Genomic DNA, 22188 nt, shown 5'->3' on the forward strand with positions numbered 1-22188 from the left:
CAGGGGCCCGGAATTCAGTCACATCAGCTGGCGAAATTTTTATGTTCGTTGCCGCAAAAGGCAAAAAATCTCATGCCAGCCTGATGAATTAACAATTCCTTGTGATATATAATTTTGTGAATAAATTATTCATTCACAGGACTATGCATGAAAATCGATCTGAGCCAGATGATCACCGAAGGCCGCAATCCGGCCAGCCAGAATATTGACGAGCTCTCAACCGAAGCGATGCTGCGCGTCATTAACGATGAAGATAAAAAAGTGGCGCTGGCGGTTGAAGCCATCGTGCCGCAGATCGCGCAGACGGTGGATGCCATCACCGCCGCGTTCAGCCACGGTGGGCGCCTCATCTATTGCGGTGCGGGAACATCTGGCCGCCTCGGTATTCTGGATGCCAGCGAATGCCCGCCAACATTTGGTACACCGCGCAGCCAGGTCGTCGGGCTGATTGCCGGCGGCCATACCGCGATCTTACAGGCGGTGGAGAATGCTGAAGATAATGCGGAGCAGGGCGCGCAGGATTTAAAAGATATCAATTTCTCGGCGCGCGATGTACTGGTTGGCATCGCTGCCAGTGGCCGTACGCCGTATGTGCTGGGTGCTCTGGCTTATGCGAAACAGCAGGGCGCGGTCACCGCAGCGCTCACCTGCAATCCGGCGAGCCCGATGTCGCAGGTGGCTGATATCGCCCTCACGCCGGTTGTTGGCCCGGAAGTGGTCACCGGATCCTCGCGCATGAAGGCGGGCACGGCGCAAAAACTGGTGCTGAATATGCTCACCACCGGCGCAATGATTCGCAGCGGAAAAGTGTACGGCAACCTGATGGTGGATGTGGAAGCCACCAACCAGAAACTGGTACAGCGCCAGATCAACATCGTCAGACAGGCTACCGACTGCGACGATGCCATGGCGCAGCAAGCGCTGGCTGCCTGCGGTGGCCACTGTAAAACCGCCATCGTCATGGTGCTGGCAGGAGTGGATGCCGATGACGCGCGCGCACTGCTCGACCACAATCAGGGCTTTATTCGTCAGGCTCTGCGCAACGCAGGAGCGCAATAATGGCCGCCATCACGGAGAGCTTCCTGCGTGACACGCTGCAGGCGATCGGCGGGGCCGGTAACGTGCTGCACTGCGGCAACTGCATGACGCGGCTACGCCTGACGCTGGCCGATGCCAGCCTGGTCGATTATCCGCAGCTGAAAGCACTGCCCGGCGTGCTTGGCGTCATCAACAGCGATGCGCAGCTGCAGATCGTGCTGGGTCCCGGTAAAGCACAGACGGCGGCAGAGAAGATGCAGGCTCTGCTGAATAGTGATGAACCCCAGGCCGCGTCGGATCTGCACACCATTGCTCACGCACAGAAACAGCAGATGAAAGCGAAGCAGACCAGCGCGCTGCACCGCTTCCTTGCCTGTTTTGCCACTATATTTACCCCGCTTATCCCGGGGTTTATCGGTGCCGGGCTCCTGCTGGGCTTTGCCACGCTGATTGAGCAGATCTTCCATCTCAATCAGCCGGGCGATCATGCCCGCTGGCTACTCGATACCGTGGCCTACATGAAAGTGTTCGGCAAAGGGCTGTTTACCTTCCTGAGCATTTTGATCGGCTATAACGCGCAGAGAGCGTTTGGCGGCACCGGGGTAAATGGCGCCATCATCGCCTCGCTGTTTGTGCTTGGCTATCTCCCTAAGGCCACTGTTGGCTACTACAGCGGTATGGAGAACTTCTTTGGTCTGGCGATCGATCCGCGCGGCAATATTATCGGCGTCCTGCTGGCGGCGATGTTTGGCGCATGGGTTGAGAAGCAGCTGCGGAAAATTATTCCCGATAACCTTGATATGATTCTCACCTCGCTGCTGACGCTATTAATTACCGGTGCCGTCACTTTCCTGGTCATTATGCCGATTGGCGGCGAACTGTTTAAAGGCATGTCCTGGCTCTTCATCCACCTGAATAACAATCCTTTTGGCTGCGCGATCCTGGCCGGGTTGTTTTTGATTGCCGTCATGTTCGGCATCCATCAGGGCTTTATTCCGGTCTATTTCGCGCTGATGGAGACGCAGGGGTTTAATTCACTGTTCCCGATCCTCGCCATGGCGGGTGCCGGTCAGGTGGGCGCGTCCCTGGCGCTCTGGTGCAAAGCGGAAAAAAATTCGCTGCTTCGTACGCAGATAAAGGGGGCGATTGTGCCGGGCCTGCTTGGCGTCGGGGAACCGCTGATCTACGGCGTCACGCTGCCGCGACTCAAGCCATTTATCACTGCCTGTTTTGGCGGCGCGCTGGGCGGGTTTTTCATCGGCCTTGTGGCGTGGCTGGGTCTGCCGGTCGGCATGAATACGGTATTCGGCCCATCCGGGCTGGTCACCCTGCCGCTCATGACCTCGTCGCAGGGCATTTTTGCCGGTATGGCAGTCTATCTTGCCGGGCTGGTGGTGGCATGGATCGGCGGGTTTGCCTTTACCTGGTGGGGCGGAACAAAGGGTGTCGATTTAAGCTGAAGCGGACACTGTGTGCCCGATACGGCTGCCTGTAACGGCATCCGTTTCGGGCTCGATTATCGCTCTGCAACTCTGTGTCCGGCTTCACACTTCCCATATTTACCAGGGGCCCGTCATAATGGGTAATAACCCATTTAGCTATTTCTCTTCACACTCGCGTGAAAAATAAAAATTATTCTGAATCAAGAAAATAAATAGCGCATATGCCGTGACGGCGCTGTTTATAATCGCCGTACGCTTATTTCGTCTCGTCAAATATCACCGGCTTCGCTTTTGCGTATTCCAGCCAGAATGTCTATATAACTCGTTAAATTTTCCCTGTTTATCGCAGTCTGCGCCCATCCCCGCGCATTAAATTCACCACTTGATTCATTTTGCGAAAAATAGCGGGCTGACAAATTTTCTGATCTTTTAGCGCGGCTATTTAACCGCGTCGCTGATGCTTGTTGACTGGAGGGTGTATGAGATTCAACCTGAATCCCATTGTGGTTGGGATAGTGGCTGCGCACGTCGTGAGCGGATTTCCCCTGGCCGCGCAGGCCGTTACGCTCGGGGCATATAATCCGCGTGATAACGATCGACAAACGGGATCGCTTATCGTCAACAGCGGCAGCCAGACCTTAACCGGCAACCAGGCCTTTGAGCCCGGCGTGGACGGTGCAGTCAACACGACGCTTGGGCAGGTGACGATTGCCTCCGGCGCACAGTTTATCGATCAGGCCCGGCTTGATCCCGGCCCGCAAAATTTCGCCATCACCGTGCCCGATCCTGCGACCGGCGGCAACACTACCTTTCAGGTTTATGACTCCGCCAACCTGGTGGCGCAGGCGCCGATCGGCCGCAGCACCGTCGTGCCGGATCTGCAAAATGTCAACGGCAATCAGTATATCAATGCGCGTGTGGCCGATGTCTCCGGCAGCGGCAGTACGCTTGACGTCAACATCGGCCGGGCTAACGCCAACAGCAGTGCCAGCACTAACGCCTGGAGCATGGCAGCAAAAGAGACCACGCTGTTTCAGGTAACCAACGGCGGCCTGCTCAACTGGAACAGCAACAACCGCATCAGCTTTAACGGTTCGGCGGCGGATGTGGTCGGTGGCCGGGCCACAGACAGTCTGGCGGTGCAAAACCTTGCCAGCTACAACGGCAGCTTTGGCGTGCAGACGCTGGACGGTAAAACCACGCGTTTTAACGTGACTAACGCCACTCAGCTGCAGAGCTACAACAACTGGCTGGTGAGTCAGCTGCAGTCTGGCAACCTTGCGCCTGCCAGCTACCTGAACGAATTCAACAAAGCGGTCACTATCACCAATGGCGATATTGTGTACAACGTCAGCGCCACGCCGCCGGATGAAGTTACGCAGCCCCTGGGCAACCGTATCGCGATCAACGCTGAAGGTGCCGGTTCTCAGGTGCATATCGCAGCCGGTAAAACGCTGGAGGTGGTGGGCGCCAACGGCGGCGCAGTCCGCGTTGCCAGTAACGCGACCGCCGTGATTGATGGCAAGCTGGCGAGCCGCGGCACCGCGCTGGCGCTGGATGATGCTACTGCGACTAACAGCAGCAGCGGCGTCATCAACGGGGGTTTTCTCAACCGGATTGATGGCACCGGCGTTGGCGCTGCCAGCAACAACGCTACGGCCGTCACGGTGCAAAATAACGGCAACTTTACCAACAACGGTGTGGTGAACCTGGGCACTACCGGCAGCAATCTGCTTAACGGCGTGGCGGGTATCCGACTGGATGCGAATGCGCAGGCCAGCAACAGCGGCAATATCAATGTCGGGGTGAATGGATCGAGTGCGCGCGGCACTACCTCCGGCGTGTTGCTCACCACTGACACCAGCACCTTCACCAATAACAGTGGCGGCACGATCTATATCGGCCGCGGTCCGCAAAACAGTCTGAACGACAGCGTAGCGGAGACCGCGATGAACCAGAGCGGGCTTACCAGCGGCATTGCGTTGCTGGCAAACGGCAGCGCCAGCAATGCGGGCAACATCGTGCTGGGATCACGCGTGCAGAACGCAGCGGGCATGTCGGTGAGCGGCGCGAACAGCGCCACGCTGATCAACAGCGGCACTATCGACGTCAACGGCAGCGCGGCGCGCGTCCCGCGTGAAAACGTCGGCATGCTGGTAACGAACAGCGGCGGTACGCTGGAGAATCGCGGCACAATCAATCTTAACGGCGTGAACGGAACCGGCCTCAAAGTACTGGCCACAAGCGGCGGGAGCGCCTCCGCCAGCTCAACCGGCACGATCAATGTCGCGGGCGGGGCCGATCCCGCCAGCGGCACGCGTAACTTTGGCGTCTGGGTTGAAGGGCAGGGCAGCGGCACGGCACAGGCTGAGATTGATGGGCGCATCAACCTGACCGGCGACGGTGCGATTGGCGTTCACGCGCGCGGCAACGCGACGGTTAACGTGACACAGGACGCGATACCGACCTTTAGCACCGGTAGCAACCAGATCGGTTTTTTTGCCTATGGCCCAAACGCGCTGATCAACGTTGCGGATAACAACGCCTTTGATGTCACTACCCGCAACTCAACGCTGTTCCGCATCGAGCAGGGCGCGACCTTTGACGGAACCAATACTACGCTGACCGCTTCCGGCGCAGGCGCCGTAGCGGTGAACGGCACCGGCAGCGGCGGCACCACGGTGAACACTAACGATGCCACGTTGAATGTCAGCGGCACGGGCGCTACCGGGGTGAATATCGAAGGGGGCGCACAGGGCAATATTGATGCGGCCACCACCATCAATCTCACCGGCAGCAATGCGACAGGCGCTATCGTCGACGGGCAAAAACATACTTTGACCGGTGCCAACAGCCGGGCGCCGGTAGCCAGCACCCGCCTGACCTCAGCGGCGGAGCTGAACTCTGCGCAGAGCGGCATCACGGGCTATCTGGCGCGTAACCGTGCGCAGCTTAGCAACAGCGGCAGCATCAGCTTTAGCGGTGCGAACACCACCGGTATGCGGGTGGAGAGCGGCGCCACCGGCAGTAACAGCGGCAACATCAGTATCAGCGACGGCGGTACCGGCATTGTGGTGAACAGCGACGGCAGTACCTTTGCCACCACCGCCAGTAACAGCGGCAATATCGACGTTAACGGCGGTAGCACCCTTAACCGCACACGCGGCGTGAGTGCCAGCGGTGCGCTGGCCGCCGCCAACCTGAACGGCGGAACGCTTACGCTCAATGGCGCTGGCGCGCTGGGCGCTGAAGCGCTCAGCGGGGCGCAGGTCAATATCGCTGCCGGATCGACGCCGATCTTTAACAACAGCGATCAGATCGCTTATCGCGCCGCCGGGATCGGATCGCGCATTCTTTCCGCCAGCCGGACGCTGGAGATTGATACCCGTGGCTCAACCGGCTACCGCATTGACGAGGGCGCCGCGCTGAGCTTTAGCGCACCCACGACGCTGACCACCCGGGCAGCCAACGCTACCGGCGTGATTGTCTCCGGCAGCGGCAGCCAGCTGGATAGCACCAACGCCAGTTTTATCGCCAGCGGTGCAGGCAGCACGGCGCTGCGCGTCGAGGGCGGGGCGGCCGCGACGCTGGACAGCAGCAGCAACATTAATCTGAGCGGAGAGAGTGCCACAGGCGTGCTGGTGAATAACCTGCGCAGCGACCTGAGCAACGCACTGGATGGCACTGCTGCCCCTACGCGCGTGACCAGCAACGCCAGCATCAGCGGTGCGGGCAGGGACGCTGTTGGCTTTGATATCACGCAGGGCGCTACGCTGCTGAATAACGGGGCGGTGAATCTGAGCGGCAGCAACGCGATCGGCATACGCTCGCGGGCCGGCGCGATTCTGACCAACAGTGGCGTTGTTAACATTACGGATGGCACCGGGCTGGATGTGGCAGGCCGCGGCAGCACCCTGGCGCAGGGTGGCGCGATTAACGTTGATAACGGCATTGCCGGCGTGCGTATCAGTGACGGGGCGCAGCTGGCGCTGACCGGCGACAACAGCGTTATCACCACCCGCGGCAGTGCGCACGGCATTTTACTGGATAGCGGAGCCGCCGCGCTCAGCGCCAGCGATGCCACCCTCAACGTATTGGGCAGCGGTAACGGCATTGAAAACCGCGCGGAGCTGGGCAATGTCACCCTGAACAACCTGACGGTCAACGTGGGCGACGGGAACGGTATTCGCACTGGCGTCGCGTTTGATCCGGCGTCTGTGGTCACCGCGAACGTCAGCGGTCGGGGCAATGGTCTGAACATTGCCAATGCCGATGGTAGCACTGCCGTGGGCGATCTTGCCCTTGGCGCAGGCTATGTGTTCAATGTCACCGGCGCCGGTGGCAACGGCATCCGCGCCAACACCACGGGCGATATCATTACCGCCGCCAGCGTCACAATCGATAATGCGGCAGGCGGTTCGGCGCTGATCTCCAGCACCGCGGGCACCATCATCAATCGCGGAATTTTCCGCTCAAACAGCCTGAGCGCACCGGTGGTGGATTTACGTGGCGGCAAAACGGTGTTTGAGAACTTCGGTACCCTCATTACCGCTAACCCGCAAACGGTGGCCGTCGCCGGCAGCAGCGCTGATGATGTGATCTTGCTGACGCAGGGCGATGTGCAGGGCGATATTAACCCCGGCGGCGGCGCCGACACGTTTCGCTGGAGCGGCGGCACGCTTAACGGCAGTCTGACCATGGGCAGTGATAACAACAACCTTGCCGAGGTCAGCGGCGTCGATCTCAGTACCACTTACCACCTCACCAGCGGTACCGGCACCGGCAACAGCCTGACCTTTGCACAGATCGATGCGCGCGGCGGCAGTTTTGCCGCTGACGATCTCAGTAAAGGGGTTAACCTCGGTAGCGGCTGGAGCACGATTAACTTTGCGGATACGCGCTGGACGCTGACCGATAATCTGCAGCTGGCGCACAGTACTCTCAATATCGATGCAGCTTCTACGCTGTACGCGGGCAACGGCGTACATCCGGTGCTGACGGGCGGCACGGCGACATCTCTGCAGGTAAATAACAGCGGCACGCTGGACCTGACCAACGGCGCGGGTTCACCGGGCAACACGCTGGATATTAACGGATCGCTGGCATCGGCAGGCGGCCGGGCGCATCTGCTTACCCGCCTTAATGAAGGTGGTGCGCTGAGCAATCAGTTTACCGACCACATCAACGTTACCGGCGACGCCAGCGGCACTACGCTGCTGAATATCAAACTGGACGCTGCCAGTAGCGGGGCGTTAACCGATCTCGATCGTAACGGCGGCGTGGAAGGGAATGAGGGGATCTCTCTGGCGCAGGTGGGCGGCCGCGCCGACGCCGGCAGTTTTGCTTTAAAGGATGGATACCTCGGCGCGGGTCCCTGGCAGTACCGGCTGTATACCTTTGCGCCCGGCAGCAGCGATCCCGGCCAGCGGCGGGTGAGCGGCAGCGGCAATAACTACTGGGATTACCGTCTGGCAAATTACTATGTTTGCGCAGACAGCGAGAGCTGCCAGCCTACGTTAGTAAACACGGGGTTTGGCAATGAAACACGCTACGATGCACGCCCCGCCGTCATCCCCCAGGTGCCATCGTATGTGTCCGCACCGGTCGGACTGGCTTACTACACGGCGGCCATTATTGATGACCTGCATAAACGCCTCGGCGAGCTGCGCCACGAGCAGACGCGCACCGCAGGCGACGGCGGCGAGATGTTCCTGCGCTATATCGGCTCAAACCTGAAGTACCAGAGCGATCGCCGCTTCCGGGATTACGGCTACGATTTTGACCTCGACTACAGCGCAGTGCAGCTGGGTGGCAATGTGCTGCGTCTGGATGGTGAAAAAGAGAGTCTGCGCGGCGGCATCGCCTATACGCGCGGTAACACGCGCCTGCGCCCGAACGCGGCGGATGGCTATAGCAGCACCACCTTCGATAGCGACAGCCTGGCGCTGTACGGCACCTGGCAGCGCCAGAGCGGCTTCTATCTGGATGGCGTGCTGTCGTTTGACTGGCATCGTGGCGAGACAGATATCGGCCGCCAGAAGCGTGAAGCAAAGCTGCGAGGACACGGCTGGACGGCATCATTAGAGAGCGGATATCCGTTTGCGCTGGGTAACGGTTACCAGCTGGAGCCCCAGGCGCAGCTGATGTACATGAAGCTGAATATGAATAGCTTTACCGATGAGGACGGTAACCAGGTGCGTTACGGTGATTATGACCAGACGATTGGCCGGTTAGGGGCGCGGTTGGATCGCACCTGGAGCGATGACAGCAACCGGCAGTACACGCCCTATCTGCGCGCAAGCTATTACAAAGGCTGGGGCGGTACGGCCAGCACGACGGTGTCCGCGGCCGATAATCCGGCGCTTGGCGCAAGCTTCACCAGCGGCCGTTTTGGACAGATGTGGGAAACGGGCGCAGGCGGCACCGTTACGCTGCCGCAGGGTGTTTCGCTGTACGCCGAAGCGGATTATCGCAAAGCAATTGATGGCAACGGAGCCAAAGGCTGGCGCTATAACGCTGGCGTGCGGTGGCAATTTTAATGCGTGAAAATAGTGTATCTCACTCTCCCTTCTTCCCTTAACCATTGGAACCGCTGTTTCTGCACACTCACGCTTTTGCCATACGGAGTGGCGACCCTGACGGGTCGCCACTCCGGATAGGGTGCTGGTTTTTCACCACCGTAATGAGCCGCCATACGCCGGCACGGAACTTGTCCCGGACGCCTGCCGTATCGCTTATTTAAACAGCGATTTTATCTACTCTAAATCGCTGTTTATCATTTCCATATGCCCCCTAAAATGTGAATCACTTCCCGAACCCGCTTTATTCAGGATAAAAATTAAATACCCGCGCTAAAGCCAGGCCATTTGTGTGCCGAAAAGATAAAAAAGAGTAATTGGTTCCATTTTCAGTCTGCGTTTTCCAAGGACACACACATGCGTAATAACCAGCCCATCACCCAGCGCGAATTTGATTTCGACGATCGCGCCACGCTGATGTCCACCACTGACCTCAACAGCTATATCACCTATGCCAACGATGCTTTTATTCAGGTCAGCGGTTTCAGCCCGGAAGAGGTGAATGGGCAGCCGCACAATATGGTGCGTCACCCGGATATGCCGCCGGAAGCCTTCGCGGACATGTGGAGCACGCTGAAGCAGGGCGAACCCTGGACGGCGCTGGTCAAAAACCGCCGTCAGAACGGCGATCACTACTGGGTGCGTGCCAATGCCATTCCGGTGGTGCGCGAAGGGAAAGTGCAGGGCTATATGTCGGTGCGCACGAAACCCTCGGCGGAAGAGGTGCGTCAGACGGAAACGCTGTACCGTGATTTCCGTGAAGGGCGCGCCAAAGGCCGACGCTTCCACAAAGGGCTGATTATCGGCACCGGCTGGCGTCGACTGGGGTCGGTACTGAAAACCCTGCCGCTGCGCTGGCGCATCCGCTCTGGCTTGATCACGCTGCTGCCGCTCTCGGTATTCAGCGTCTGGCTGCTGGGCGTGGCGCCGATGGCGCTCGGCTGCTTTACCGGTGGAATGGCGATCATGCTGCTGCTGGTAAGCCTGTGGCTGGAGCAGCAAATCTCCCGTCCGATGGAGCGCATGTGCCGCCAGGCACTCAGCGTGGCGACGGGTGCCAGCCATAAAGTGGATCAGATTGATCGCGTTGATGAGATTGGCGTGACGCTGCGGTCAATCGGACAGCTGGGGTTGATGTTTCGCTGGCTGGTGGATGATGTCAGCGGCCAGGCGATTAATGTACTGAGCGCCAGCGACGCGATTGCGCGCAGCAACGATGAGCTCTCGCGTCGTACCGAGCAGGCGGCCGCGAACGTACAGCAGACTGCCGCCACAATGAACGAGATGACCGCCACGGTGAAAAGCAACACCGAGACCGCCAGCGAAGTGAACAGCCTCTCGGCCAGCACCAGCAGCGTGGCGATCAAGGGTGGAGAAGTGATGCAGGAGATGGTCGGCATGATGGCCGAAATTGCCGATAGCGCCAAACGCATCGCGAATATCACCAGCGTGATTGATAGCATCGCTTTCCAGACTAACATTTTGGCGCTCAACGCCGCAGTGGAGGCCGCTCGCGCCGGTGAGCAGGGCAAAGGTTTTGCGGTGGTGGCTGGCGAAGTGCGTAATCTGGCGCAGCGCAGCGCCAAAGCCGCCAGCGAGATTAAAACGCTGGTGGAGACCAGCGCCAGCCGGGTGCAGTCGGGCAGCGATCACGCCGATGCCGCCGGGCGCACCATGCAGGATATTGTCAGCCAGGTGCAGAATGTTACGTCGCTGATCGCGCAGATCAGCGCGGCGACAGCAGAGCAATCGCTCGCGCTGAGCGAAGTCAGCACTGCGGTAGAAGATCTTGACGATATCACGCATCAGAATGCGGCGCGCGTGGCAGAAGGGGCGGAAGCCTCGGGCCGTATGGCGCATCAGGCTAACCGCCTGGTTGAGGCGATCAGCGTCTTCCGCTAACCCTCAGACAGGGATGCTCGTCCGGCGCGCAAGGCGCCGGGCGGCGTGCCCACAATCCGCTTAAAGGCGCGGCTAAACGCCGCCAGCGAACCATAACCGAGGTGGAAAGCCACGCTCTCCACCGCTTCTCCCTCATTCACAATGCGCTGCACCGCCAGACGCATGCGCAGCTCGGTGAGGTAGCGCAGCGGCGTCATGCCGGTGGCGCTCTGAAAGCGGGCAGCAAACACCGAACGCGAACTGCCGGATTCGCGCGCCAGCCGCTCGACGGTCCAGTTTTCGCCGGGCGCACGGTGCATGGCCGCCATCGCCTGGCTGAGGCGCGGATCGCGCAGCGCCTGCACCAGGCCACTGCCCTGGCCGCAGCCATTCTCCACCCAGCCACGCACAATCTGCGCGGCAACCACATCGGCCAGCCGTGACAAAATGCCGGCAAAACCCGCTTTACGCTGGCGCGTTTCACGCTCCATCGCGTCGAGGATGGGTTGAATCTCCGGATATTGTGCCAGCAGCGTGCTGACCAGCATCACATCCGGCATGGTGTGCACCAGCGGCTGCATGCCGCCAAGCTCAAACGCCATACAGGCGCTAAACAGAATGACATCGCTGTCGTCCGGGCAGCTCTCCGCATCCGGCGCATCGTTAATGGCGCACACGCTGTCGCAGATCGGCTTGCTGGTGAAGGTCGTGATGGGTTCACACACCGCATCCTCTGCGGAGATCAGCGCGTGCGGTTTACCGTGCGGGATCAGCAGCGCATCACCGGCCTGCAGTGGATAGAGCGTGCCCGATGCTGAACGGATCAGCAGCGAGCCGCGGCCGACAAAGTGCAGCTGCGCCCGGCCTGGTGCATCCTCGTACTGCAGGCCAAACGGCGCATGCAGGGCGATACGCTGATATTTAACGCCGTACAGGCGCATCCCCATCAGCAGTTCACTGGTTAAATCCTGATAGCGGCTCACGGTAATCCAGACGAATTATCAAATAACAAAGTTTCTGTATCATAGATCGTCTTGCGTCATCTCACTATGCTTACTACCTAAATTTTTGTGATGGGGATCGCAAATGAGTCTGGATACTGAAGTGGCCGAAACAGGTATAGCGGTGGATAAGCCCGCATGGGGAGCGGTATTTGCTATGGCGTTTGGCGTATTTGGCCTGATTACCGCCGAATTTCTGCCGGTGAGCTTGCTGACACCGATTGCTGACTCGCTGCAGGTGAGCGAAGGGCAGGCGGGTCAGACCGTTACTGTTACTGCGCTGGTGGCGCTGCTCACCAGTCTGGTGATTGGCAACGTGACGCGCAGCCTGGATCGCCGCCGCGTGATGCTGGCGTTTACGCTGCTGCTGATTGCTTCCGCGCTGCTGGTGGCGTTTGCCGACAACCTGCCGATGATTTTGCTGGCGCGCGTGCTATTGGGCATGGCCATTGGCGGCTTCTGGACGCTGTCGACGGCTATCACCATGCGTCTGGTGCCGACCGATCAGGTGCCGCGTGCGCTGTCGATTGTCTTCAGCGGTATTTCGCTGGCGACCATCATTGCCGCACCGCTCGGCAGCTACCTCGGTGGCCTGATTGGCTGGCGTAATATTTTCCTGCTGACGGCGGTGCTGGGTGTGCTGGCGCTGTTCTGGCAGTTCTTCACGCTGCCCTCCATGCCGCCGGAGAATAAAGCGCGCAGCGGTGGCGTGCTGGATCTGCTGCGCCAGCGCGTGATGCGCTGGGGCATGCTGGCGGTCATCATGATGTTCACCGGCCACTTCGCCTTCTTTACTTATCTGCGCCCATTCCTGGAGACCAGCGCGCAGCTGAACGTTAATCAGCTCTCACTGGTGCTGCTGGCGTTTGGCGTAGCAAACTTCTTTGGCACCTCGCTGGCGGGGTTCCTGGTAACGCGCAGCGTGTCACTGACGCTGACCGGTATGGCGCTGGTGATGAGCGTCACGGCGGTCCTGCTGGTGAGCTTTGGTCACTTCTCATGGATAGTGGGCGCGGGCGTTGCGCTATGGGGGCTGGCATTTGGCTCAATGCCGACCGGCTGGTCTACCTGGATTTCGCGTGCGGTGCCGGATGACGCCGAATCAGGCGGTGGCCTGCTGGTGGCAACCATTCAGCTGGCGATTACGGCAGGCGCGGCGGCCGGTGGCTGGATGTTTGATCTGCAGGGCGCTGGCGGTGTATTCCTCGCCAGCGGCGTGCTGATGCTGCTGGCAGCCATCACTATTTTCACCCGCGTACGCCATCACGGCTAAACCGCAGGTCTGAAAGCCGGGCCGTCTGTCAGGGCGACCCGGCACTTCATCTTTTCTGCTGCAGTATCTGCGTTTAACCCTTTGCGCGCCGGTTAATCCATCCGTGCGATAGTTGTTCAAAAATATAGAACAACAATCGCAAATCTCTCCGCTTTTTACCGTTCACTTTCTCCCCTATTATCTCCGTCAACAAGGCAATAACGCCTTACTCTCTCAAACAAACTTTAAGGAATTGACCATGAAAACCATCAAAACTTTTGCTGCTGTTATCGCCCTCTCAGTACTGCCATTCGCCAGCTTCGCCCAGAGCGTGACCGCTTCTGCGACCACCCTTGACGGCGCCGAAGCGCAAATCGCGGCGAAGGCACAGGAGATGGGCGCCTCTTATAAAATCACCGAAGCCAACTTCAATAACGGTGTACACATGACGGCCCAGCTCACCAAATAAGTGACGTTTACCCTCTGAGCTGACAGGGTGCCTCCGGGCGCCCTGGCGGCGTTGAACCGTCAATAAATTCCTGTCCCTTCTCCGCATAAATGATTATTATTCGCAAAAACTAATTCCCCCTTTTTTCGGCTCGCTTCGGGCTGAGTTTTCTATTGGTTGCAATGTCGGGCTTTCATTTCACTGCTATCAGGCAGTGGTTTTGCTATGGAGAAGTTATGAAGGCGAATAACAAAATGTCCTGGGCGTTACGTCCGTTGCTGCTGGCAACGTCGCTGATCGCCTCCTCTGCGGTTGTGGCGGCGGAAACCGCGCCACTCAATCAGGCGATCTCGAAAGGCGCCTACGAACTGGCGTTCAGTAACAGCAACAACGCGTTATTCCTTGCTACGGCCCGGAACAGCAGTAATGAGAAAGGTGGCACCGTTTATCGTCTTGATCCGCAGGATCTGGCGGTAAAGCAAACTATTAACACCGATCTGAAAACCTTTGGCGCTACCATTAACCAGAAAACCAACGTGCTCTATTTTGGTAACACGGTGAACAGCGCGCTGACGGCAGTGGATGCCAGCAGCGGTAAGGTGCTCAACACCCTGGTGCTGGATGGCCGCAAGCGTGGTGAGGATGTGCGTCCGCTGCAGCCGCGCCAGCTGGTGGCGGACCCCGCTACTGACCGCGTTTACATTACCGGTCTCGGTCCGCAGAGTGTTGTATGGGTAGTGGATGGCAAAACGTTGCAGCTGATCAGCACCGTGCCGAATACCGGTAAAATGGCCACCGGGCTGGCGCTGGATGCGGCGGCGCAAAAACTGTATGTCACCAATGCTGACGGGGAGCTGGTGACAATCAATACCCGCCTCAACGCCATTGAAAAACGTCAGAAAATTGATGCCGGTAACGATCACTTCTTCCTGAATATCACCCTGGACACGCAGGGACACCGCGCCTTCCTCAGTGATTCAAAGCAGCCACAGGTGCTGGTGCTGGATACCCGCACGCAGCAGGTGATTCAGCGCATCGATGTACCGGAATCCCTGGCCGTACTGTTTAATGCGGAGCGCGATGAGCTGTACGTTACCCACCGCAAAGCGGGCGAGATCAGTATTATCGATGCCAGCAGCTACAAGGTGAAGCGCACGGTGAAAGCGCCTGGCCTGCCTAACAGCCTGGCGCTGTCGGCAGATGGCAACACGCTGTTTGTCAGCATCAAACAGCCGGGCTCGCGCAAAGAGCCGCCTAAAAATCCGGACAGCGTGCTGAAAATTGCGCTCTGAGTAGTCATTATCTGAATCTGCGGGCGGCCTGTGCCGCCCTTTGCATTTCCCGCCTTTACTGCACCTCTTCTCGCTGCACTTACGCTACCTTTATGACGACAACACCAAAGGGGAGAGTGCAATGAGCCAGTTTTTTATGCATGAGAAAAACAATCTGGTTAACGAAGCGATTGAGGGTATTTTGCTCAGCACGCCGTGGCACAATCTGCGCCGTCTCGATCTCGGGGACGAGATCCGCGTCGTGGTACGTTCAGACTGGGATAAGAGCAAGGTGGCGCTTATCTCCGGCGGCGGATCGGGGCACGAGCCGGCGCACGCGGGCTTTGTGGGCAAAGGCATGTTAACGGCGGCAGTCTGCGGTGATATCTTTGCCTCACCGAGCGTGGATGCGGTACTCAACGCCATCGTCAACGTGACCGGCGACGCCGGCTGCCTGCTGATTGTGAAGAACTACACCGGTGACCGCCTTAACTTTGGCCTGGCGGCGGAGAAAGCAAAAAACCTTGGCTATCGGGTTGAGCTGGTGATGGTGCAGGATGACATCGCGCTGCCGGAAAACCCGCAGCCGCGCGGCATTGCCGGGACGGCACTGGTGCATAAAATCGCCGGTTTCGCCGCCGAGCAGGGGCAATCTCTTGAGGCGGTAAAAGCGCTGGCGCAGCGCGCCATTGACGCCACGTCATCCATTGGCCTGGCGTTTGCCACCTGCCATCTACCCGGTGAGCAGCGCGACGACCGCGTAGCGCCGGGCCACAGCGAGCTGGGGATGGGGATTCACGGCGAGCCGGGCGTTGTCACGCTGGATACGCAGAACAGCCAGAAGATCAGCAGCATCATGACCGACAAACTGGCGCAGGCGCTGCCGGATGGCAAACAGGCGCTGCTGCTGATTAATAACCTGGGCGGCTTTTCGCAGCTGGAGCTGGCGCTGCTGACGCGCGAAGTGTTGCAGTCACCGCTGGCGGCACGCATTACCCATCTTATCGGCCCGGCCACGCTGGTGAGCGCGCTGGATATGAAAGGGTTTTCGCTATCACTGCTGGCGCTGGAGGAGCCCTTCCACGAAGCGCTGAATGCGCCGGTGCAGGTGCTGGGCTGGGCGCCGGTCTATGAGTTCGCGCCGATCAGCCTGCAGAGCGCTGAGCGGGTTGCCAGTGCGCTGGATTTTGATCCCTCACACAACGCAGAGGTGGCGCAGGCGGTGGAGCGCGTCACGCAGGCGCTGATCGATCTGGAGAGTGAGCTGAACGCGCTGGATGCCAAAGTGGGCGACGGTGATACCGGCTCCACTTTCGCAGCCGGGGCGAGGAAGATACAGCGCGCTATGCAGGAGAAGCAGCTGCCGCTGGATGAGCTGCCCACGCTGCTGGCGCTGATTGGCGAGCAGCTGGCGACCGTGATGGGCGGTTCCAGCGGCGTACTGATGTCGATCCTGTTTACCTCGGCAGGACAAAAGCTGGAGGAGGGCAGTCTGCTGCCGCAGGCGCTGATGCACGGGCTGGAGCGCATGAAGCATTACGGCGGCGCGGAGCCAGGCCATCGCACGCTGGTGGATGCCTTGCAGCCGGCGCTGGAGGCGCTGGTGGCAGGCGAGTCGCTGGCGGTTGCCGCTCAGGCGGCGAAGCAGGGTGCAGACGCAACGGCACAGATGCAGAGTGCCAAAGCGGGTCGTTCTGCCTACCTGAATCAGCAGAGTCTTGATGGGGTGAAAGACCCGGGTGCGTATGCGATCGAGCGGGTATTCGCGCTGCTGGCAGGGTTGTAAGGGCGAGTTCTCTCTCCGATCTTCCCTCATGCAGGGGGAAGATCGGGAGGCGCAATCACGGCAAAACCTACTCTGCGGCCTCGCGCAGCATCTCATCGTGCGGGATATCCTGCAAAATCTGCTCAAAGCTGCGCAGACGTTTATAAATCGACATCAGCTCAATCAGCGTGGACCAGGAGGTGATCAGGTACTGGAATGACGAACGTACCTGGTCAAACACATTCAGTATCTGGTTCATGATCCCCAGCGTCAGCGCACCGGCAACAATCGCCGGGAACAGCATCAGGTAACCAAACACGTTATCCACCTGCAGATACAGAAAGCGCGTCACGTTAAAGTAGAGATAGTGAAAATAGAGGCGGAAGTAGTTGTGACGTACGCGGCTGAACAACGCCTGTACCGTCGGCGGCGTCGCGCGTGATGCATCATCTTCGCCATACACCAGCTCCTTACGATAGGCCGCCTCCACGCGCTGATTGCGAAACGCCAGGCCAGGCAACTTAATCCCCACCACGCCCAGCAGCACTGTGCCAAACACCGACCACAGGATCGCAGCAATCACCAGGCCATACGGAATCGCGCCGAGAATCGGAATATCTTTTACGTGGTGCGACAGCGCCAGCAGTACCGGTAAAAAGGCCACCAGCGTCATGATCGCTTTGATAAAGCTAACACCCCAGCCCTCCAGCGTATCGGAGAAGCGCATGGTGTCCTCCTGCACGCGCTGTGCGGCACCCTCCACATGACGCAGGCGCTGCCAGTTGTGCATATAGTAGTTGTTCATCGCGGTACGCCAGCGGAATACCCAGTGGCTAATGAAGAAGGCGTTAGCCACCAGAATGGTGACGGCGATCAGCGCGATACCGAGAAAATCGAGGGTTTCGCTATAGAACTGCCCAATCTGCACCGCGCCCGCTTTGGTCAGCGCTTTCTGAATTAAGTCGTAGAAGGGCTCATACCAGGCGTTAACCGCCACGTTCACCTGCACGTTAAACCAGGTGACGAAGATGATCAGCGCTGTGCCCCATACCGACCAGCGCTGCCACGGATGTTTATCAATCACCATCCAGGTGAGGGCAAACAGCGCTACCGCCGCCCAGTAGTAGGCATAAAACCAGAGCTGGCTGGCGTGGATAAAACGGCTGGCATTCGTCGGCAGTGGCTGTTGCATGGCGGCCTGTAACCCCGGCCAGCGTGCGGGAAAATCACTGAAAAAGCCGAACCAGGCAAATATGACAAGCAAACCCCAAATCGCTGCCGAGCTGAAAAACAGCGCCGGCCGCGGAAAATAAGACTTAAACATAGGTACTCCGCTGTTGTGTGTACGCTTTTATACCGCTTCCGGTATTTATCTGTCTGTTCTGGGTTGTATCTGACGATGACAGCATCGCCGCTTTGATGTAAATCGGCAGTGTTAGTTGTTAAGTATTTTGTGCGGATTTGTTTCAGGAAACTAAATTATCTTCACTCAGGGTGTTACACTATGCGCACTGTTACCGGTAACAGTTGCTCTGTAACCCTGAAACTAAAAATAAAAACCATTACAACGCAATTACTTAACCTTCCATACCGCATTATATGCGGTACTGAGGCAATGTCATGTCAGAACAAAAAAAGGGTCACACCCGCAGGGATTTTCTGCTGAGAACCATCACCCTGGCGCCGGCAATGGCGGTAGGGGGAACGGCGATGGGCGCGCTGGTGACGCCAATGGCCGCAGGCGCTGCCGATCAACCCGTCGCGCCACAACAGGCGCGCAGCTATCAGCCCACCTGGTTCACCGCAGAAGAGTTTGCGTTTATCACGGCCGCCGTCGCGCGGCTGATCCCGCGTGATGAACGCGGTCCGGGCGCGCTGGAAGCTGGCGTGCCGGAATTTATCGATCGCCAGATGAATACGCCCTATGCCACCGGCAGCAACTGGTACATGCAGGGCCCGTTTAATCCCGATCTGCCGAAAGAGCTGGGTTATCAGCTGCCGCTGGTGCCGCAGCAGATCTATCGCCTGGGTCTGGCCGACGCGGATGCCTGGAGCAAAAAGCAGCACGGTAAAGTCTTTGCCGAACTCAGCGCGGAGCAGCAGGATGCACTGCTTACCGCCTTTGAAAACGGCAGCGCTGAGTTTGCCCAGCTGCCCGCCAAAACCTTCTTCTCTTTCCTGCTGCAAAATACCCGTGAAGGTTATTTCAGCGATCCGATCCACGGCGGTAATCAGGGCATGGTGGGCTGGAAGCTGATTGGCTTCCCTGGCGCACGCGCTGATTTCATGGATTGGGTGGAGCGCGGTGAACGCTATCCGTTCCCGTCGGTAGATATTCGCGGAGAGAGAGCGTAACCGTGGCAAATGAATTGAAAAAAGTGGATGTGGCGATCGTAGGATTCGGCTGGGCCGGGGCGATCATGGCTAAAGAGCTGACCGAAGCCGGTCTGAACGTTGTCGCGCTGGAGCGCGGTCCGCATCGCGATACCTATCCTGATGGATCCTATCCGCAGTCGATTGATGAATTAACCTATAACATCCGTAAAAAGCTGTTCCAGGATCTGTCGAAAAGCACCGTGACAATTCGCCACGATGCCTCGCAAACCGCTGTGCCCTATCGCCAGCTGGCGGCGTTTCTGCCGGGCACCGGCACCGGCGGTGCGGGACTGCACTGGTCTGGCGTGCATTTTCGTGTCGATCCGGTGGAGCTGAACCTGCGCAGCCACTATGAGCAGCGCTACGGTAGAAACTTCATTCCGGAAGGCATGACCATCCAGGATTTCGGTGTCAGCTATGCCGAGCTGGAGCCGTTCTTCGATCAGGCGGAAAAGGTGTTCGGCACGTCCGGTAGCGCCTGGTCCATCAAAGGCCAGCTGGTCGGTAAAGAGAAAGGCGGCAACCCGTTTGCACCGGATCGCTCCAGCGACTTCCCGCTGCCGGCGCAGAAGCGCACGTACTCGGCGCAGCTGTTCGCCCAGGCGGCGGAATCCGTGGGTTACCATCCCTACGATATGCCATCGGCCAATACCTCCGGCCCGTACACCAACACCTACGGCGCGCAGATGGGACCGTGCAACTTCTGTGGCTACTGCAGCGGTTACGCCTGCTACATGTACTCCAAAGCCTCGCCAAACGTGAACATTCTGCCGGCGCTGCGTCAGGAGCCGAAGTTCGAGCTGCGTAATAACGCTCACGTACTGCGCGTGAACCTTACCGACGATAAAAAGCGCGCCACCGGCGTGACCTATCTCGATGGCCAGGGCCGCGAAGTCGTACAGCCGGCCGACCTGGTGATCCTCTCTGCGTTCCAGTTCCACAATGTGCACCTGATGCTGCTCTCCGGTATCGGCAAGCCTTACAACCCGATAACGAATGAAGGGGTGGTGGGACGTAACTTCGCCTATCAGAACATCTCCACGCTGAAAGCGCTGTTCGATAAAAACACCACCACCAACCCGTTTATCGGCGCCGGCGGTGCTGGCGTGGCAGTGGATGATTTCAACGCCGACAACTTCGACCACGGGCCACACGGCTTTGTGGGCGGCTCACCGTTCTGGGTTAACCAGGCAGGCACCAAGCCGATCTCCGGTCTGCCGACGCCCAAGGGCACGCCTGCCTGGGGCAGCCAGTGGAAAGCGGCGGTTGCAGATACCTATAACCATCACGTTTCGATGGATGCGCACGGCGCGCATCAGTCTTACCGCGCTAACTACCTCGATCTCGATCCTAACTACAAAGATGCTTACGGCCAGCCACTGCTGCGTATGACCTTTGACTGGCAGGATAACGACATCAAAATGGCGCAGTTCATGATCGGTAAGATGCGCAAAATTACCGAAGCGATGAATCCGAAGATGATCATCGGTGGCGCGAAAGGGCCGGGTTCGCACTTCGATACAACCGTGTATCAAACCACGCACATGAGCGGCGGCGCGATCATGGGTGAAGATCCCAACACCAGCGCGGTCAACCGCTACCTGCAGAGCTGGGATGTGCCGAATGTGTTTGTGCCCGGGGCCTCTGCCTTCCCGCAGGGACTGGGCTACAACCCGACCGGCATGGTGGCGGCGCTGAGCTACTGGTCTGCCAAAGCCATTCGCGAGCAGTATCTGAAAAACCCCGGTCCACTGGTGCAGGCATAAGGAACATGGCGATGATGAAGAGCTTAACAGCCCTGTTTCTGGGCACGATGACCTTTGCCGCCGTGGCGGACGATGCACTGGTGCAGCGCGGCGAGTATCTGGCGCGCGCCGGTGACTGCGTGGCCTGCCACAGCGCTGCCGGCGGTAAACCGTTTGCCGGTGGCCTGGCGATGGCGACGCCGATCGGCACGATTTACTCCACCAATATTACGCCCGATAAAGCCACCGGTATTGGTGACTACAGCTACGACGATTTCCAGAAAGCGGTGCGTCACGGCGTGGCGAAAAACGGTGACACGCTCTATCCGGCGATGCCGTATCCCTCTTACGCGGTGGTCAGCGATGACGACATGAAAGCGCTGTATGCGTACTTCATGCACGGCGTGGCGCCGGTAGCGCAGGCGAATAAAGAGAGCGACATCCCGTGGCCGCTGTCGATGCGCTGGCCGCTGGCGATCTGGCGCGGCATCTTTGCCCCGGACGTGAAAGCGTTCCAGCCTGCGGCTCAGGAAGATCCGGCGCTGGCGCGGGGGCGCTATCTGGTGGAAGGGCTGGGCCACTGCGGTGCCTGCCATACGCCACGCAGCATCACCATGCAGGAGAAGGCGCTGAACAATGGCGAAGGGCATGATTACCTGGCCGGCAGCAGCGCGCCGATTGATGGCTGGACCGCCAGCAACCTGCGCGGTGATAACCGTGGCGGGCTGGGCCGCTGGAGCGAAGAGGATCTCAAACAGTTCCTGCGCTATGGCCGCAACGATCATACCGCCGCCTTTGGCGGGATGACCGAGGTGGTCGAGCATAGCCTGCAATATCTGAGCGATGAGGATATCAGCGCGATAGCGAAGTATTTGAAGTCACTCGGTGCAAAGGATGCGAATCAGGCGGTATTTAAGCCGGATGACGCGGTCGCGCAAGCGCTCTGGCACGGTGACGACAGCCAGTCCGGTGCCGCGGTGTATGTGGATAGCTGCGCGGCCTGCCATAAAACCGACGGCAGCGGTTATCAGCGCTTCTATCCTGCTCTGCGCGGCAACCCGGTAGTAATGGCGGACGATCCCGTTTCGCTGATCCACATCGTGCTGGCCGGTGGAACCCTGCCGGGCGTGAAAGGCGCACCCACGGCGATCACCATGCCGGCATTCGGCTGGCGCCTTAACGATCAGCAGGTTGCGGATGTGGTGAACTTTATCCGCGGCAGCTGGGGCAACGGGGTGAAAACCACCGTGACGGCGAAGGATGTGGCGAAGCTGCGCAAGGATGAAATGCTGCAGGGTAAGCAGGGCAGCGCGGATATTAAGGTGCTGGAAGGGCAGTAAAAGTGAAGCAGTGCGATTTTTAAACTGGCTGGCATGAGTGCTAACCCTGCA

The 22188-nt window shown here is 59.0% G+C and carries 13 protein-coding genes; 11 read left to right on the top strand and 2 right to left on the bottom strand.

The window, feature by feature from the left end; all coding sequences use genetic code 11:
• Positions 1 to 147 precede the first annotated feature (147 nt).
• From murQ to HA48_RS00560, 4 genes are all read left to right on the top strand, one after another.
• A complete protein-coding gene (gene murQ, locus HA48_RS00545) occupies positions 148 to 1059 on the top strand; it encodes an N-acetylmuramic acid 6-phosphate etherase (protein ID WP_128599300.1) in 912 nt (303 codons plus the stop codon).
• Positions 1059 to 2498 (top strand): PTS N-acetylmuramic acid transporter subunit IIBC, encoded by a 1440-nt coding sequence (murP, locus tag HA48_RS00550; RefSeq protein WP_128599301.1) that lies wholly within the window; start codon positions 1059 to 1061, stop codon positions 2496 to 2498. Before murQ ends, murP begins: the two co-directional genes overlap by 1 nt.
• Before the next feature lie 461 nt (positions 2499 to 2959).
• Positions 2960 to 9019 (top strand): autotransporter outer membrane beta-barrel domain-containing protein, encoded by a 6060-nt coding sequence (locus HA48_RS00555; protein WP_128599302.1) that lies wholly within the window; start codon positions 2960 to 2962, stop codon positions 9017 to 9019.
• A gap of 396 nt (positions 9020 to 9415) precedes the next feature.
• A complete protein-coding gene (locus HA48_RS00560) occupies positions 9416 to 10960 on the top strand; it encodes a methyl-accepting chemotaxis protein (RefSeq protein WP_128599303.1) in 1545 nt (514 codons plus the stop codon).
• On the opposite strand, the gene HA48_RS00565 is transcribed toward HA48_RS00560, so the two are convergent.
• Entirely contained in the window at positions 10957 to 11922 is a 966-nt protein-coding gene (locus tag HA48_RS00565; protein WP_128599304.1) for an AraC family transcriptional regulator, read from the bottom strand. The two genes, HA48_RS00560 and HA48_RS00565, sit on opposite strands and share 4 nt — an antisense overlap.
• A gap of 103 nt (positions 11923 to 12025) precedes the next feature.
• Between HA48_RS00565 and HA48_RS00570 the strand changes: the two genes are divergently transcribed.
• From HA48_RS00570 to HA48_RS00585, 4 genes are all read left to right on the top strand, one after another.
• Positions 12026 to 13213: an MFS transporter gene (locus tag HA48_RS00570; protein ID WP_128599305.1), complete on the top strand. Its 1188-nt coding sequence runs from the start codon at positions 12026 to 12028 to the stop codon at positions 13211 to 13213.
• Positions 13214 to 13451: 238 nt separating this feature from the next.
• Positions 13452 to 13661, top strand: coding sequence for a YdgH/BhsA/McbA family protein (locus HA48_RS00575; protein WP_128599306.1), 210 nt, complete (start codon positions 13452 to 13454; stop codon positions 13659 to 13661).
• A gap of 215 nt (positions 13662 to 13876) precedes the next feature.
• On the top strand, positions 13877 to 14932 hold the full coding sequence (gene yncE, locus HA48_RS00580) for a 7-bladed beta-propeller protein YncE (protein WP_128599307.1): 1056 nt from the start codon (positions 13877 to 13879) through the stop codon (positions 14930 to 14932).
• Between the two features lie 121 nt (positions 14933 to 15053).
• The gene (locus HA48_RS00585) at positions 15054 to 16697 is read left to right on the top strand and encodes a dihydroxyacetone kinase subunit DhaK (protein ID WP_128599308.1); all 1644 of its coding nucleotides are present in this window, start codon (positions 15054 to 15056) and stop codon (positions 16695 to 16697) included.
• A 67-nt stretch (positions 16698 to 16764) separates the two neighbouring features.
• Here the strand turns inward: HA48_RS00585 and sbmA are convergent, their stop codons facing one another.
• A complete protein-coding gene (gene sbmA / locus HA48_RS00590; protein ID WP_128599309.1) occupies positions 16765 to 18000 on the bottom strand; it encodes a peptide antibiotic transporter SbmA in 1236 nt (411 codons plus the stop codon).
• Between the two features lie 296 nt (positions 18001 to 18296).
• On the opposite strand from sbmA, the gene HA48_RS00595 reads away from it, so the two are divergent.
• From HA48_RS00595 to HA48_RS00605, 3 genes are read left to right on the top strand one after another with little or no spacing between them, the layout of a single operon-like run.
• A complete protein-coding gene (locus HA48_RS00595) occupies positions 18297 to 19031 on the top strand; it encodes a gluconate 2-dehydrogenase subunit 3 family protein (RefSeq protein ID WP_128599310.1) in 735 nt (244 codons plus the stop codon).
• A gap of 2 nt (positions 19032 to 19033) precedes the next feature.
• On the top strand, positions 19034 to 20818 hold the full coding sequence (locus tag HA48_RS00600) for a GMC family oxidoreductase (protein WP_128599311.1): 1785 nt from the start codon (positions 19034 to 19036) through the stop codon (positions 20816 to 20818).
• A gap of 11 nt (positions 20819 to 20829) precedes the next feature.
• The gene (locus HA48_RS00605) at positions 20830 to 22137 is read left to right on the top strand and encodes a c-type cytochrome (RefSeq protein ID WP_128599312.1); all 1308 of its coding nucleotides are present in this window, start codon (positions 20830 to 20832) and stop codon (positions 22135 to 22137) included.
• The last annotated feature ends 51 nt before the right edge of the window (positions 22138 to 22188 follow it).

Source organism: Pantoea wallisii (assembly GCF_002095485.1).
In the GTDB taxonomy this organism is placed as follows: Bacteria; Pseudomonadota; Gammaproteobacteria; order Enterobacterales; family Enterobacteriaceae; genus Pantoea; species Pantoea wallisii.

Coding starts and splice junctions, on each gene's coding strand:
- HA48_RS00575 (WP_128599306.1), top strand. CDS start 13,452: ATGAAAACCATCAAAACTTTTGCTGCTGTTATCGCCCTCTCAGTACTG.
- yncE (WP_128599307.1), top strand. CDS start 13,877: ATGAAGGCGAATAACAAAATGTCCTGGGCGTTACGTCCGTTGCTGCTG.
- HA48_RS00570 (WP_128599305.1), top strand. CDS start 12,026: ATGAGTCTGGATACTGAAGTGGCCGAAACAGGTATAGCGGTGGATAAG.
- HA48_RS00595 (WP_128599310.1), top strand. CDS start 18,297: ATGTCAGAACAAAAAAAGGGTCACACCCGCAGGGATTTTCTGCTGAGA.
- HA48_RS00555 (WP_128599302.1), top strand. CDS start 2,960: ATGAGATTCAACCTGAATCCCATTGTGGTTGGGATAGTGGCTGCGCAC.
- HA48_RS00585 (WP_128599308.1), top strand. CDS start 15,054: ATGAGCCAGTTTTTTATGCATGAGAAAAACAATCTGGTTAACGAAGCG.
- sbmA (WP_128599309.1), bottom strand. CDS start 18,000: ATGTTTAAGTCTTATTTTCCGCGGCCGGCGCTGTTTTTCAGCTCGGCA.
- HA48_RS00605 (WP_128599312.1), top strand. CDS start 20,830: ATGATGAAGAGCTTAACAGCCCTGTTTCTGGGCACGATGACCTTTGCC.
- murQ (WP_128599300.1), top strand. CDS start 148: ATGAAAATCGATCTGAGCCAGATGATCACCGAAGGCCGCAATCCGGCC.
- HA48_RS00560 (WP_128599303.1), top strand. CDS start 9,416: ATGCGTAATAACCAGCCCATCACCCAGCGCGAATTTGATTTCGACGAT.
- murP (WP_128599301.1), top strand. CDS start 1,059: ATGGCCGCCATCACGGAGAGCTTCCTGCGTGACACGCTGCAGGCGATC.